The sequence below is a fragment of the Pseudomonas sp. FP1762 genome (assembly GCF_030687105.1).
GTDB lineage: Bacteria > Pseudomonadota > Gammaproteobacteria > Pseudomonadales > Pseudomonadaceae > Aquipseudomonas > Aquipseudomonas siliginis.
In genome coordinates, this window is sequence record NZ_CP117458.1 from 2,395,709 (window position 1) to 2,409,463 (window position 13,755).

Annotated in this window: 14 protein-coding genes; 4 read left to right on the forward strand and 10 right to left on the reverse strand. The window is 61.0% G+C overall.

Annotation, left to right across the window (positions count from 1 at the left end):
* Positions 1-17 precede the first annotated feature (17 nt).
* Entirely contained in the window at positions 18-647 is a 630-nt protein-coding gene (ycaC, locus tag PSH90_RS10570) for an isochorismate family cysteine hydrolase YcaC (protein ID WP_016774235.1), read from the forward strand.
* Between the two features lie 190 nt (positions 648-837).
* Here ycaC and PSH90_RS10575 read toward each other — a convergent pair whose 3' ends face one another.
* From PSH90_RS10575 to PSH90_RS10585, 3 genes are all read right to left on the reverse strand, one after another.
* Positions 838-1,536: a tRNA (adenine(22)-N(1))-methyltransferase TrmK gene (locus PSH90_RS10575; protein WP_305382682.1), complete on the reverse strand. Its 699-nt coding sequence runs from the start codon at positions 1,534-1,536 to the stop codon at positions 838-840.
* Between the two features lie 129 nt (positions 1,537-1,665).
* Positions 1,666-2,715: an NAD(P)-dependent alcohol dehydrogenase gene (locus PSH90_RS10580; protein ID WP_305382684.1), complete on the reverse strand. Its 1,050-nt coding sequence runs from the start codon at positions 2,713-2,715 to the stop codon at positions 1,666-1,668.
* A 148-nt stretch (positions 2,716-2,863) separates the two neighbouring features.
* Entirely contained in the window at positions 2,864-3,091 is a 228-nt protein-coding gene (locus tag PSH90_RS10585; protein WP_056784730.1) for a hypothetical protein, read from the reverse strand.
* A gap of 164 nt (positions 3,092-3,255) precedes the next feature.
* On the opposite strand from PSH90_RS10585, the gene PSH90_RS10590 reads away from it, so the two are divergent.
* Entirely contained in the window at positions 3,256-3,465 is a 210-nt protein-coding gene (locus PSH90_RS10590) for a DUF2945 domain-containing protein (protein WP_095179594.1), read from the forward strand.
* On the opposite strand, the gene PSH90_RS10595 is transcribed toward PSH90_RS10590, so the two are convergent.
* From PSH90_RS10595 to PSH90_RS10615, 5 genes are all read right to left on the reverse strand, one after another.
* On the reverse strand, positions 3,462-4,715 hold the full coding sequence (locus tag PSH90_RS10595) for an FAD-binding oxidoreductase (protein ID WP_305382686.1): 1,254 nt from the start codon (positions 4,713-4,715) through the stop codon (positions 3,462-3,464). The two genes, PSH90_RS10590 and PSH90_RS10595, sit on opposite strands and share 4 nt — an antisense overlap.
* The gene (locus tag PSH90_RS10600; RefSeq protein WP_305382687.1) at positions 4,705-6,297 is read right to left on the reverse strand and encodes an aldehyde dehydrogenase (NADP(+)); all 1,593 of its coding nucleotides are present in this window, start codon (positions 6,295-6,297) and stop codon (positions 4,705-4,707) included. The genes PSH90_RS10595 and PSH90_RS10600 overlap by 11 nt, the downstream gene beginning before the upstream one ends.
* A gap of 63 nt (positions 6,298-6,360) precedes the next feature.
* On the reverse strand, positions 6,361-7,308 hold the full coding sequence (locus tag PSH90_RS10605) for a dihydrodipicolinate synthase family protein (RefSeq protein WP_116657459.1): 948 nt from the start codon (positions 7,306-7,308) through the stop codon (positions 6,361-6,363).
* A gap of 54 nt (positions 7,309-7,362) precedes the next feature.
* On the reverse strand, positions 7,363-8,289 hold the full coding sequence (locus PSH90_RS10610; RefSeq protein ID WP_305382688.1) for a 4-hydroxyproline epimerase: 927 nt from the start codon (positions 8,287-8,289) through the stop codon (positions 7,363-7,365).
* Between the two features lie 22 nt (positions 8,290-8,311).
* Entirely contained in the window at positions 8,312-9,937 is a 1,626-nt protein-coding gene (locus tag PSH90_RS10615) for an APC family permease (RefSeq protein ID WP_305382690.1), read from the reverse strand.
* A gap of 221 nt (positions 9,938-10,158) precedes the next feature.
* Between PSH90_RS10615 and PSH90_RS10620 the strand changes: the two genes are divergently transcribed.
* Positions 10,159-10,929 (forward strand): AraC family transcriptional regulator, encoded by a 771-nt coding sequence (locus PSH90_RS10620; RefSeq protein WP_256808852.1) that lies wholly within the window; start codon positions 10,159-10,161, stop codon positions 10,927-10,929.
* Here the strand turns inward: PSH90_RS10620 and PSH90_RS10625 are convergent.
* Positions 10,926-11,519: a LysE family translocator gene (locus tag PSH90_RS10625; protein ID WP_305382691.1), complete on the reverse strand. Its 594-nt coding sequence runs from the start codon at positions 11,517-11,519 to the stop codon at positions 10,926-10,928. The genes PSH90_RS10620 and PSH90_RS10625 overlap by 4 nt on opposite strands.
* A gap of 54 nt (positions 11,520-11,573) precedes the next feature.
* Positions 11,574-12,410 carry an AraC family transcriptional regulator gene (locus PSH90_RS10630; RefSeq protein WP_095179599.1) on the reverse strand — a complete coding sequence of 279 codons (837 nt, stop codon included), beginning with the start codon at positions 12,408-12,410 and terminating at the stop codon, positions 11,574-11,576.
* A 1,034-nt stretch (positions 12,411-13,444) separates the two neighbouring features.
* Between PSH90_RS10630 and PSH90_RS10635 the strand changes: the two genes are divergently transcribed.
* Positions 13,445-13,741 (forward strand): hypothetical protein, encoded by a 297-nt coding sequence (locus tag PSH90_RS10635; protein WP_042609596.1) that lies wholly within the window; start codon positions 13,445-13,447, stop codon positions 13,739-13,741.
* Positions 13,742-13,755 lie beyond the last annotated feature (14 nt).

Here is a 13,755-nt window from a genome sequence, read left to right on the forward strand (position 1 = left end):
GAAAAGGGACGCACACCATGACCACTCCAACCTACAACCGCCTGAACAAAGACGACGCTATCGTGCTGCTGGTTGACCACCAGACCGGTCTGATCTCGCTGGTGCAGGACTTCTCGCCGAACGAGTTCAAGAACAACGTGCTGGCGCTGGCGGATCTGGCCAAGTTCTTCGACCTGCCAACCATCCTCACCACCAGCTTCGAACAAGGTCCGAACGGTCCGCTGGTGCCGGAGTTGAAAGAAATGTTCCCGGACGCGCCGTACATCGCTCGTCCAGGCCAGATCAATGCCTGGGACAACGAAGACTTCGTCAAGGCAATCAAGGCCACCGGGCGCAAGCAGATCATCATTGCCGGTGTCGTGACGGATGTGTGTGTAGCGTTCCCGACCCTGTCGGCGCTGGCGGAAGGTTTTGATGTGTTCGTGGTGACTGATGCGTCCGGCACTTTCAACACCACCGTGCAGCAAGCCGCATGGAGCCGCATGACTCAGGCTGGCGCGCAGATGATGAACTGGTTCTCTGTAGCCTGTGAGCTGCACCGCGACTGGCGCAACGACATCGAAGGCTTGGGCAATCTGCTGTCGCAGCGCATCCCCAACTACCGCAACCTGATGAACAGCTACTCGGCGCTGACGCAGCAGAAGTAAGTTCACCACCCACGAAAAAGCCTGCTTTTAACAGCAGGCTTTTTTTTCCGACGGCTGCGGCCAACTTGGTTGCTCTGTAGCTTGACCCACCGCTTTCGCGAGCAGGCTCGCTCCCACAGTTGACTGTGTTCGCTCAGGAGAAATGCAATTTCCTGTGGGAGCGAGCCTGCTCGCGAAGACGGCGGCACAGTCACCCGAGCAATTCACTGATCCACTGCATCTCTTGCTTCAGCGCAAGAATTTTGTCCTCCGGCAACGTCTGTTGCGCTCTCGTAAACTGCCCCAACGTCTTTTGCCGCTGCTTGAGCCTGCGTTGCCATTTGTGCAGAAATGCCGAGCCGCGCGCCTGCAGATGCAGCGGTCCGAAAAACAGTTCCCTGGCGTTGTAAGTAAGCGGTTCAATGGCTGGCTCGGCAACGATGATTTCATAGTCGAAACGGTTTTCGTGCAGCACTTCTTCGCAAACGATCCGGTAACTGTTATCCATCAACCACTGGCGCAGCGCTTGCTCGCCGCCGTTGGGCTGCAGGATCAATCGTTCGTGGCCGCTGAGATGGGCTTTACCACTGTCGAAAATATCGCGAATGGTTTCGCCACCCATGCCGCACAGGGTGATGGCGCTGATGGCGTCGTCAGGTTTGATTGCCGCCAGACCATCGGCCAGGCGCACGCTGATCTGGCCGAGCAGGTCGTTGTCATTGACAGTGCGTTGCGCCGCGTGGAACGGCGTCAACGCGACCTCGCCAGCGACCGCTGCTGTTATCAGGCCCCGGCGCAGCAAGGCCACCGGCAGGTAAGCATGATCGGAGCCGATATCGGCCAGTCTCGCGCCGAGCGGCACATGGGCGGCGACGCGCTCAAGACGCATGGACAATGTCTGTTGGTTCAACGCAAACCCCTGTTCACCCTGCGGTGGAAAAAAGGGGTGCGACTCTGGCGAGCAACGCTGGCGCTGTCAATTACGCGATGGAATTACTCGAACCATCGGCAGCATTGCGCTGCCGATGGGGGATTGCGCTTAGCCGGCGAGCGTTGCGTTGTCGATGACGAAGCGGTATTTCACGTCGCCCTTGAGCATGCGCTCGTAGGACTCGTTGATCTGATCGGCGCGGATCAACTCGATGTCGGAGACGATGCCGTGCTCGGCGCAGAAATCCAGCATTTCCTGGGTTTCAGGGATGCCGCCGATCATTGAGCCGGCAATGGTGCGCCGCTTGGTGATCAGGTTGAACACGTTCGGCGACGGATGCGGCGAGGCAGGCGCACCGACCAGGGTCAACGCGCCGTCGCGCTTGAGCAGGAGGAGGAAGGCGTCGAGATCGTGCGGGGCTGCGACGGTATTGAGGATGAAGTCGAAGCTCTTGGTGTGCGCCGCCATTTCCTCGGCATTGCGCGACACCACCACTTCGTCCGCGCCCAGTGCCTTGGCCGCTTCACGCTTGGATTCGGAAGTGGTGAATGCGACGACATGGGCGCCCATGGCGTGGGCCAGTTTGATGCCCATGTGGCCCAGGCCACCGATGCCGACCACGCCGACTTTCTTGCCGGGGCCAGCGTGCCACTGGCGCAGCGGCGAGTAGGTGGTAATGCCGGCGCAGAGCAGCGGCGCGACGGCGGCCAGTTGCGCCTCGGGATGACGGATGCGCAACACATAGCGCTCGTGCACGACGATGTTTTGCGAGTAACCGCCGAGGGTCCAGCCCGGTGCGTCCGGGGTCGGGAAGTTGTAGGTGCCGATCATGCCGTCACAGTAGTTTTCCAGACCGGACTCGCAGTCATCGCAGTGCTGGCAGCTGTCGACGATGCAGCCGACACCGACCAGATCGTCGACCTTGTAGTCCTTGACGTGATCGCCGACCGCCGAGACGCGGCCGACGATTTCGTGGCCCGGGACGCAAGGGAATTGCGTGCCGGCCCATTCCGCGCGCACCTGATGCAGGTCGGAATGGCAGATGCCGCAGAAGGCGATATCGATCTGTACGTCGTGCGCCGCCGGGGCGCGGCGGTTGATCTGCATGGGCTCAAGAGGTTTGTCGCCAGCGTGGGCGCCGTAGGCTTGTACAAGCATGTGAGCATCCTCCATGGGGTTGTCGGACGCCTATTGTTGCGCTTGGGTCGGAGCGCGAAGTAGTGCATTTCTGTGAAATGCTTGCCTGATTCTGCTGTTGATTGCGCAACCGACAGGCAGCCGTATGGCGACGGCTGCCTGTTCAGGCTCAACGCGGATTGGGCTGATCGTCCATTTCGGCGTTATCGGTTTCCTGACGTACGCGCTCCGGATCCAGCCCGGTACTGTCATCATCCAGCGGGATTTCGCCTTCGTTGTCGGGCAGTTCGTCGATGCCGCGTTCCTTCATCGGATCGACCTCGGTACGCCCCGGACTCAGCGGGTCGGGCGTGGTTGGGAGCGGATCGTCACCTTGCTTGCCTTGATCGTTATTCATCTCACACCTCGTCATGGCCGTTTTCTACGGCTTGTGCAGGTTGGAGGTGCGGGCGATTTTCGCCGTTCGATTTTTTTGCCTGCCTTCGGTCGCCTCGCAAAAAAGCGGAATTTCTCCGACGCGCGCGGCTCCATAAACCAACAGCCAGAGGCGAGGACGCAATGATGAGCAGCTCATTCAAAGTCGGCGATACGGTGCGCTGGAATTCCGAGGCCGGCGAGATTCACGGCAAAGTGGTCAAGGTGCACACCCGCGACACCGAGTTCATGGGCCGCCACCGGCCAGCCTCGAAAGACGCGCCGCAATACGAGGTCAAGAGCGACAAGACCGGCCACTTGGCCATGCATCACGGCGACGCGCTGAAGCACGCTTAGAAACGTGCCAGTCGGTAGGCATCGACATTTGGCAACGCGAGAGCGGCGCCTGAGACCATCTGCCCGATCAATTCCGCCGTCAGCGCCGCTTGAGTCAGGCCCAGATGCTGATGACCGAAGGCAAGCAAGACCTTGCCGTCGCAAACCTGATCGATCACCGGCAGGGAATCCGGCAGCGACGGGCGAAAGCCCATCCACGGTGTCGCGCCATCAGCGTTCAGATCCTTGCGAAACAGGCCTTGGCTCAAACGCTGCAACTGCCAGGCGCGCGCCATGTTCGCCGGCCGCTCCAACCCGGCGAATTCGACCGTGCCGGCCAGGCGCAGCCCATCGCGCATCGGCGTCATGATGAATTTGCGTTCCAGCGAGGTGACGGGGAAGGGCAGGCGATCATGCTCGTGCGGCAGCATCAGGTGATAGCCACGTTCGGTGTCCAGTGGTACTTGCTTGCCGGTCAGCGCGGCAGTCAGTTTCGCCGAATGCGCACCGCAGGCCAGTAACACGCGGCTGGCCGTCACACCGCCGTTGCCCGTTATAAATAAAACGCCGTTTTCCTGCACGTAGCCGCCCTGAACCTGCTGCTGGAGAAAACTCACGCCGCTGCTGCGCGCCGCCTCGACCAGTGCACGAACCACCCGATAGGGGTCAAGGAAATGCCCGGTTCGCGGGAAAAACAGTCCGCCCCGAATCTGTTCGCTGAGCTGCGGCGCCGTTTCGCGGATCGCCCCCGCCTGCCAGTAGTCCACCGGCACCTGCTGCTGATGCAGTCGCGCCTGCAAGGCTTCGATGGCCTGCCGGGATTCAGGTTTTTCGAAGACCAGTAACGAGCCGTCAACCTTGAGCAGATCGGTGCGCTGGATATCGCTGAGCAAGCGCTGCCACGCGTCGAGGCTGCTTTCGTTGAGCGCGCGCAGGCCGGCGACGGTTTTCTGAAAAGGTTCAGGCCGCAGATTCAGCAGCAAGCGGGTGAACCACGGCAGGGCGCGCGGCAGGTACTTCCAGTCCAGGCGTAGCGGCCCCATCGGGTCCATCAACATGGCCGGCAGGCGCTTGAGGATCGACACGTCAGCGATAGGAAAGACTTGCTCGGTGGCCAGATGCCCGGCGTTGCCGAACGAAGCGCCATGCCCCGGTTCCTGCTGATCGATGACCACCACGCGCAAACCCTGGCGGGCCAGGCGCAGTGCGCAAGCGACGCCGATGATCCCCGCGCCGACCACCGCGATGTCGTGCGAAGGGTTATTCGCCATGGTGTGTCGCTTCCCGTTGGCCATCGAGCAAGCGCCGAAGGTTTAGCGGATTGGTCTGTTGCAGCGCCGTCGGCAGCAGGCTGTCGGGGAAATCCTGATAGCACACCGGCCGCAGGAAACGCAGGATCGCCGCAGTGCCCACCGAGGTGCTGCGCGCATCCGAGGTCGCCGGGTAAGGCCCGCCATGCACCATCGCATCGCAGACTTCCACGCCGGTCGGCCAGCCATTGACCAGCAAGCGCCCCGCCTTGCGCTCGAGGGTTGGCAGCAACGCGCGCGCCAGTGCAAGGTCGGCGTCGTCCATGTGCAATGTCGCGGTCAGTTGACCTTCGAGATGGGCGCAGACTTGACGGATTTCTTCGTCACTGCTGCATTGCACGATCAGCGCTGTCGCGCCGAAGACCTCGGCTTGCAAGCTTCGATCGGCAAGAAAATCCGCTGCATCGGTGCTGAAGACATGCGTCTGACACTGATTCGGGCCGCCGCCGACTTGGCCAACCGCTACCGCACGCGCACGGGGATTGTCTTGCAGAGCGGTCACGCCTGCTTGATAGGCGCCGAAGATGCCGGGCGTGAGCATGGTTTGCGCCGCGCTGCGAGGGATCAGTTCCGCTATCGCGCCGAGGAACCCGTCGAGCGCCGGGCCTTTGCGGGCAATCAACAATCCCGGGCTGGTGCAGAACTGCCCGGCGCCCAGTGTCAGCGACGCGACAAATCCTTCGGCCAACGCCTGCGCCCGATTTTCCAGCGCGGCGGGAAACAGCACTACCGGGTTGATCGAGCTCATTTCCGCATACACCGGAATCGGCTCGGGCCGCGCTTGCGCGGCTTTGATCAAGGCCAGTCCACCAGCCCGCGAGCCGGTGAAACCAGCGGCTTTGATGCGCCAGTCGCTGACCAGTGCGATACCCACTTCGTACCCCGAATCGAACAACAAGGAAAACACGCCTTCGGGCAGAGCGCAGGCCCTGACCGCTTGCGCGACTGCGCGGCCGACCAGTTCGCTGGTGCCGGGATGCGCGCTGTGCGCCTTGACGATCACCGGGCAACCAGCCGCCAATGCCGCAGCGGTGTCGCCACCGGCCACGGAAAATGCCAGGGGAAAGTTGCTCGCACCAAACACCGCGACCGGCCCCAAGGCAATCTGCCGCTGGCGCAGGTCGGAGCGCGGCAGTGGCTGGCGTTGCGGTTGCGCACTGTCGACGCGCACATCCAGCCATTCACCCGCGCGCACCGTACGGGCGAACAGGCGCAATTGCGAGCAGGTGCGGCCACGTTCGCCCTGAAGGCGTGCAGGCGGCAAACCGGTTTCGGCGTGGGCGCGTTCGATCAGTTCATCGCCAAGGTTTTCGATGTGCTCGGCAATGCTTTCGAGAAATGCCGCACGGGTGCTCAGGCTGGTTTCGCGATATTCGTCTTGTGCTGCCCAGGCCAGGGCGCAGGCCTGTTCCACTTGTTCGGCTGACGCCCCGGCATACTGCGGTTCAAGTGCCTGGTTGGTCGCCGGATCGATCCCGCGAACGGCCGGACGATGGCCCGTCACGGATTGTTGGCCGATCAGCATGTTGCCCGTCAGAGTCATGGTGTCTTCCTGTGAAATGAGCGAGGCCTGCCGCGAATCGTGATGACTCGCAGCAGGTGGTGGTCAGGCGAAGTTCTGTTCGGCAGACCAGTTCTCGTACCAGTGACGGAACAGCGAATACTGCTTCTCGGCATAGCGCCGTTGCGAGTCGCTCAGCACGTCTGTTTCGTTGAAGTGCAGGGTGTATTCCTTGTCGCCGTTGAGCACCATCAAGTGCTTGTAATACAGCACCAGATCACAGCCTTCGTCGAACGATGACAGCACTGCCAATGCCGATTCCAGCTCCCGCGCCTGACGTCGGGCCTTGGCATCGCCTTGCGCGGCCTGCTTGCTCAGCGCGACCAGTTGCAGCACTTCGCGAGGAAGGGCGTTGCCGATACCGGTGATGGCGCCGGTGGCGTTGCAGTTGACGAAGCCGTGCACCACTTGCGTGTCGACACCGACCATCAGGGTCACGTCATCGTCCTTGGAGGTGATGTTCTCAGCCGCGTAGCGCAGGTCCGCGCCGCCGCCGAATTCCTTGAAGCCGATCAGGTTCGGGTATTCGCGACGCAGTTCAAAAAACAGATCGGCGCGGGTGGCGAAGCCGTAGTAAGGGCTGTTGTAGATCACCGCCGGCAAGTTCGGCGCGGCTTGCAGGATGGCGGCGAAGTGGGCCTTTTGCGCGGTGGCTGAAGCGCCACGTGACAGCACGCGCGGAATGACCATCAAGCCTTGCGCGCCGACTTTCGCCGCATGCGCTGCGTGGGAAACCGCTTCACGGGTATTCACTGCACCAGTGCCGACGATGGTCGGCACCCCGGCAGCGACCAGGCGCGCCACGCCTTCCTGACGCTCGGCTTCAGTCAGCAGCGGCCAGTCGCCCATCGAGCCGCAATAGACCACAGCGCTCATGCCGATATCAATCAGCTCGCGCCCCTTGCTCACCAGCGCATCGAAGTCCGGTTTGCGCTGGGCGGTGCACGGGGTCATCAGGGCCGGCATGCAACCGGTGAAGATGTTGTCGCTCATGGTTCAACTCCTTGGCATTTCGTTTGATTCGAGGTGAAAAATCGGCGTGGCGGTTCAGATGCCCCACGCGAACGGGTCGGTTTCGTCGATCAGCAAGGTGCTGTCGGCGGTCATGTAGGCGCGGCCGGTGATGAACGGGCGAACGCGTTCACCTTCCCATTCGAAGCGGCCTTCGAACTGGCTGCCGGTGATGCTCGCCTGGATCCACGGTGCGCCCGGTTGCAGCTTGTCGTCGGCTGCCAGGCAGGCAAGTTTGGCGCTGGTGCCGGTGCCGCACGGTGAGCGGTCATAGGCTTTGCCGGGGCACATGACGAAGTTGCGGCTGTCGGCCTGATCGTCATCGGCGAACAATTCGATGTGGTCGATGACCGCACTGTCTTCGCCGAAGATGCCCTGATCTTCCAGCGCCTTGAGCATCGCCCAGGTGTACGCGGTCAGGTGTTCGACGTTGTCCATGGTCAATGTCTGGCCATGCTCGGAAACCAGAAAAAACCAGTTGCCGCCATAGGCGATATCACCGACTACGCGACCAAAACCGGGCACGTCCACTGGCACCTGTTTGCGATAACGGTAGGCGGGCACGTTGCCCAGAGTGACCGAGCCATCGTCGTGCAGCGTCGCGCTGACTTGCCCCACCGGTGTGTCGATCTTGTGCACGCCCGGCTGGATTTTCCCCAGATGCTGCAACGAATTGATCAGGCCGATGGTGCCGTGGCCGCACATGCCCAGGTATCCGGCGTTGTTGAAGAAGATCACCCCGCAGGTGGCATCAGGCGAGACCGGCGGGCAATACAGCGCGCCGACCAGCACATCGTTGCCACGCGGCTCGAGCAGACAGGCGCGGCGCCACTTGTCATGCTGGTTGCGCAAGGCATCGCGTTTCTCGACCATGGTTTTGCCGGACAGCTCGGGAAAGCCGCTCATCACCAGCCGTGTCGGTTCGCCGCCGGTGTGGGAATCAATGACGTGTACTCGTTTCATGAAGAGATCCCGTTGGATGATTTCAGTAGGCGCCGGCAGGGCGGGCGGTGACGGTGGACGAGGGCGCAGGGCTTTCGCTTTCTTCGTCCTCGTCGTCCAGGCGCAGCAGATGGGCAGGCACGCCGGTTGCTGCACCCCAGTAGTAAATGCCGGTGGCGCAAGCGGCGACGACGATCGTGTCGAACGGATGGGCGAGGATGCCCAGGCCACCGAAGGTGCCGAGTTTCGACAGCACGATGGTCACCGCGTAGAAGGCGATCAGCCACGCCGATGAACGCACCTGACGCGCCAGACTCAGATGGGCGGTGGGCACAAAGCGGCCACAGAACAGGTAGATGACAAACATCAGGATCTGCAGGCCGAGCAGCCACGACACGGTGTTCCAGCCCGACCAGTAGACGATCAGCGCGGCGATGATGAACGACACCGGCCCAAGCAGGCCCATGCTCCTGACCCGAAACGGGCGCGGCATGTCCGGCGCATTGCGCCGCAACGCCGCAACCGACACCGGCGCCACCGCATAGCTCAACACCAGCGCGGCGGAGACCACGTTGATCAGCGCTTCCCACGATGGAAACGGCAAGGTCCAGAACACCGACAGGGCGAAAGTCAGCCACAGCGCCGGACGCGGGATGCCGGACTTTTCATCGATGTGGGTGAAGACCTTGAAGAAGGTGCCGGTCTGCGCCCAGCCGTAGATCACTCGCGGCGTGGCGTTCATGTAGATATTGCCGCAGCCGCTCGGCGAGATCACCGCATCGGCGACCACCAGATACGCCAGCCAGCCCACACCGAGCGCCAGGGCGATGTCGCGATAGGGCAGGGCGAATTCCTTGCTGATACCGGCCCAGCCGTTGGCGAGCATCTCCGTCGGGATGCTGCCGAGAAAAGCCATTTGCAGCAGCACGTAGATCAAGGTCGACAGCAGCACCGAGAGAATCAGCGCGATGGGAATGGTGCGCTGTGGATTTTTCACTTCGCTGGCCACGGAAATGATTGGCGTCAGGCCCAGGTAGGCAAAGATGATCCCCCCGGCAGAGACCGCCATCTCCACACCGGACAGGCCGAATGGAGCGAATCCCTGAACCTGAAAGTTCTCCGGTTTGAAGAAGGTGAACAGCACGCCGATCACCAGCAGCGGCACGATGAATTTGAACACGCTGACCAGATTGTTGGCCTTGGCGAAGGTCTTCACGCTGCGGTAGTTGAGCAGGAAAAACACGCAGAGCAGGCCGAACTGCACCAGCCAGCCGAGGATGGTCGGATCGCCACTGCCAGCCTTGGTCAAGCCGGGAAACCACGCCGCCGCGTATTGGCGCGAGGCGACCACTTCGATCGCCACCAGACTGGAAAACGCAATCAGCGTAATGAAGCCCATCAGGTAGCCGAGCAGCGGGCCGTGGGAATAAACCGGGTAGCGCACCACGCCGCCGGCACGGGGTAATGCCGCGCCCAGTTCGCAGTAGACGATGCCCAGCAGCAACACGGCGAAACCGCCCAGCAACCAGGAAAAAATCCCCGCCGGACCGGCAATCGCCGAGACGTGGCTGGCGGCGAACAACCAGCCGGAGCCGAAGATCGCGCCGAGTCCGATAAAGGTGAGGTCGATCAATGAAAGCTGTTTTTTGAACTTGCCTTGGCCTGACATGGCATCGCCTTCTTGTGAGTTATTGGATAGGCAGTTGTGTCACGGGGACGAGCAGACTTTGCACCGCTCGGCAGTGGCGGCGATTGATGTTTTATGCCGGGATCGATGACGAATTCAGCACAATGGCGCCGATGAATGCGCGGCCTCGACAGGGCCGCGACGTTGCTGCAATCTGCTGGCGAGTGATATTTGCGGTGGTTCAGCTCGAGGGGAAGTGTTTGATGCAGTCAGCGTTTTCGATCCTGTGCCAGAGCACTGACGGCTTGCGTGCGCAGACCCTCGAAGAGATGGTCGCCGGTGCCGCGCAGCTGTTGCCGATACTCGATGTGATCCCCAATGCGGCGATCTTCATCAAGGATCTGCAAGCGCGCTATGTGCTGGCCAACCGTACGCTGGTGCAGCGTTGTGGCTTGAAGGACCTGCGCCCGTTGCTCGGCAAAACCAGTGCGCAGGTGTTCCCGGCGCAGTTGGGTCCGGGTTATACCGAGCAGGATCGCAAGGTGCTGGAGGAAGGATTTGTGCTGGAGGATCAGCTCGAACTGCACCTGTATGGCAGTCGCGAGCCGGGCTGGTGCCTGACCCACAAGCGGCCGATCTACAACCGTGACGGGACGATCATCGGCCTGGTGGGGATTTCGGTGGATCTTCAATCAGCCAGCGAAACCCACCCGGCGTTCGAGCGCCTGGCGGCGGTCGATGAATACATTCGCGGCAATTTCAACCGGCGGGTGACGCTGGGTGAACTGACGCGGATCGCCGGGATATCCGTGGCGCAACTGGAGCGCTATTGCAAACGCGTTTTCCACCTGACACCACGGCAGATGATTCAGAAAGTCCGCCTGGAACACGCGCATCGATTGCTGCACAGCGACTTGCCGATTACCGAGGTTGCGCTGCAATGCGGCTACACCGATCACAGCGCTTTCACCCGTCAGTTCAAAGCCTCGACCGGGTTTACACCGCGCGAATACCGGCAAGCCACCGGGCATTAGACCAACACGGCCAGCCAGGCCGAGAGCAGCAGAAGAAGGGCCAGTGCCGCGTTCATGCGCTTGAACGCTTGCGGTGAGCTGAGCAACCGCGCGCTGCCAACGCCGAGAAGTGCCCAGAGCGTCATGCACGGCAACGACACCAGCAGAAACGCCAGCGACAACACCAACAGGCGCAACGTCTTGTCGCCGCCGCCGACGAATACGCTGACCACCGCCACGGCCATCATCCATACCTTGGGGTTGACCAGTTGCAGCAGCGCCGCGCCGAATACGCTCAAGCTTTGTTCCTGCGATTTCGGGTCCAGGGATGGCGGCGGGCTGCGAAAGATCTGCCCCGCCAGCCAGCTCAACCAGAGCACGCCAGCCCAGGCCATCGCTTGCTGCACGCGCGGAAAGCGCAACAGGGTTTCGCCAGCACCGAGACCGACCACCAGCACGATCAACGCGGCCGCCGCACAGGCGCCAAAAATGATCGGCAGCGTGGCGGTCAATCCGCGCCGCGAACTGTGGCTCAACACCAGAATATTGGTCGGCCCCGGCGTGATCGAGGCAACGAAAGCAAATAGTAGAAAGGGCAGTAAAGAAGCCATGGTGCAAATTCCTGAAAGTCGAAACAGGACACCATGATCGTCAGGCGGAGGGCGTCAGTCTGGAAGATTTGAGCAGCGTTTGCGGTAGTCCGCAGGGGTCAATTGATAGGCGCGGCGGAACCAGCGACCGAGGTGACTCTGGTCGGCAAAACCAAGCACGCTGGCCACCTGCGCTGGCGTCTCGCCGCGTGCGAGCAATTGCCGCGCCTTGGCCAGGCGCAACTGGATCAGGTAAGCGTGGGGTGCCAGACCGAAAGCGGCCTTGAACGCGCGGGTCAAGCGAAAACGATCGACACCACAGGCTTGCGCTAGGTCGTCGAGGCCGATGTCTTCGTAGGTGTGGGCATGCAGATAGTCGCGCGCAACCTGCGCAACCAGTGGCAGGCGCGGATCGAAGTCCTGACGCTTGCGCCAGTCGAGGTGGCGGGTGAGGGACGCCAGCAGGCCATCCAGCGCAGTCTGCCGGACGATGCGCAGATCGCCGTCATGTAACGCGTGGAAGGCTTGCACGATCGCAGTCGACAGGCGCGGATCGTGGCTCAGGGTGTCGGCAAAGCCTGGCTGACTGTCGGCGGGCGCCTCTTCGAACAGCGCGTGCAGTTCGCGCTCCAGCCAGTGCGGATCCAGATACAGCATCGAATAGGTAAAGCCGTCCTCGGTCGGCGCATGGCCATCGTGGATTTCTCCCGGCTCGAGCAGAAACACATGCCCCGGCGTACTGCGATGACGCACCCGGCGACAGTTGAATTGCTGGACGCCTTGCTCGGTAACGCCGACGAGAAAGCTGTCATGCCAGTGCGGATCGTAGGCATGCCCACGGAAATGCGCACGAATCGACTCGATCCCGGTATCGACATCCTGGGAGAGAGAGATCCAGTTGCGTTTGTCCATGGGACGATTCCATAGGGCGGTTGAGCAGGGGCGTTTCTAAAATACCGCGTGGGGGAGAAGAGTGTTTAGAAGATTTGTGCAGGGGCGCAGGGGGATCGAGTCAGGCAATGTGCCTTGGATGGGAGGGGGACCAGAAAACACAGACGAAAAAAAACCGCCTTCGCGGGGCGGTTTTTCAATCCTCGGTTTGGAGCCGAGGCCATGTGCTTCACTAGCCACACCAACATGTCCGCGCATGGTATTGAGTTTCTCCCGTCAGTGCAACGTAGGTTTAGCGTGATGTGGGAGGTTTTTTCGGAGCGGCCAGCGCATGCAACTGAATTCAGATCTGTCAATAAACATTGTCAGAAATACGATTTTACAAAGGTTCAGGCGTAGCCGCAGGATAACCTTGGTTACTCGGGTTTTCTCTTCTGATTTCTGCGTTAAGATGCCCACGCTCATCTTGTTGGTAGAGCAGTGAGGTTTGGCTGGGGGGCGCAAAAGGTTTCACGCCCTCTGACGCGGATTCGCACCCGCGCCGGAATGATGTCTCGGAGGGATTTCAACTGGCCGCCTCACTAGCTACACCAACATGTAGGCTGAAGGCACGCATGGTCCGGTAAGTTTGCTGGAGGTTTGGCCGCCAGCCCTGGAGGCCAAAACGTATGAAGCTTTTGCTGCGTACGCTGAGCCTTGTATGGAGATTGTTGAAAGCTTTGCGCTTTTACGAGTTCCTGCGAGATCACTTTGACGACTTGAAATAAGGGTCGTCTGAGTGGGAAAGACCCGTTTCGGTTTCGATCGATTCGGGTCTTTTTTTTGCTTGCGTAAAGCTGTCAGAAATACGATTTGTCAGTTTTGTGCTTTAGACTTTGTAGGGCGTTTCGTCTGGACGCGTAAGCACCAGCTTAACGGTTAGGTAAGCAGCTGCTTTTACTCAACTCATCATTGATTGCGTCAATAACAACCATTAAGTCAATGAAGTTCCCATATCCACGGTGCAGCGTAAGATCGGCTCCATACCTAACCACTGCACCTCGGAGCACATCATCATGAAACGCCAGACTATCCTCGGTATCGCTTTCTCGGTTTTTGCACTGAATGCCTTCGCCGCCACCGAAACCGACCCACTGTTCAGCGACGCGGTGGCCGCTACTCAAACTGATCGTCTGTTCAGCGACGCAGTAGCCGCCACCGAAACCGACCCGCTATTCAGCGACGCAGTTGCCGCCACCGAAACCGATCCACTGTTCAGCGATGCAGTGGCCTCTGATGGCTCCGATCATCTGCAAGGCAATCGGGTTGCCGAAGGTGGCGCAGACCGTCTGCTCGAACGTCGCACCGCTTGAGCGCAACCATGAGC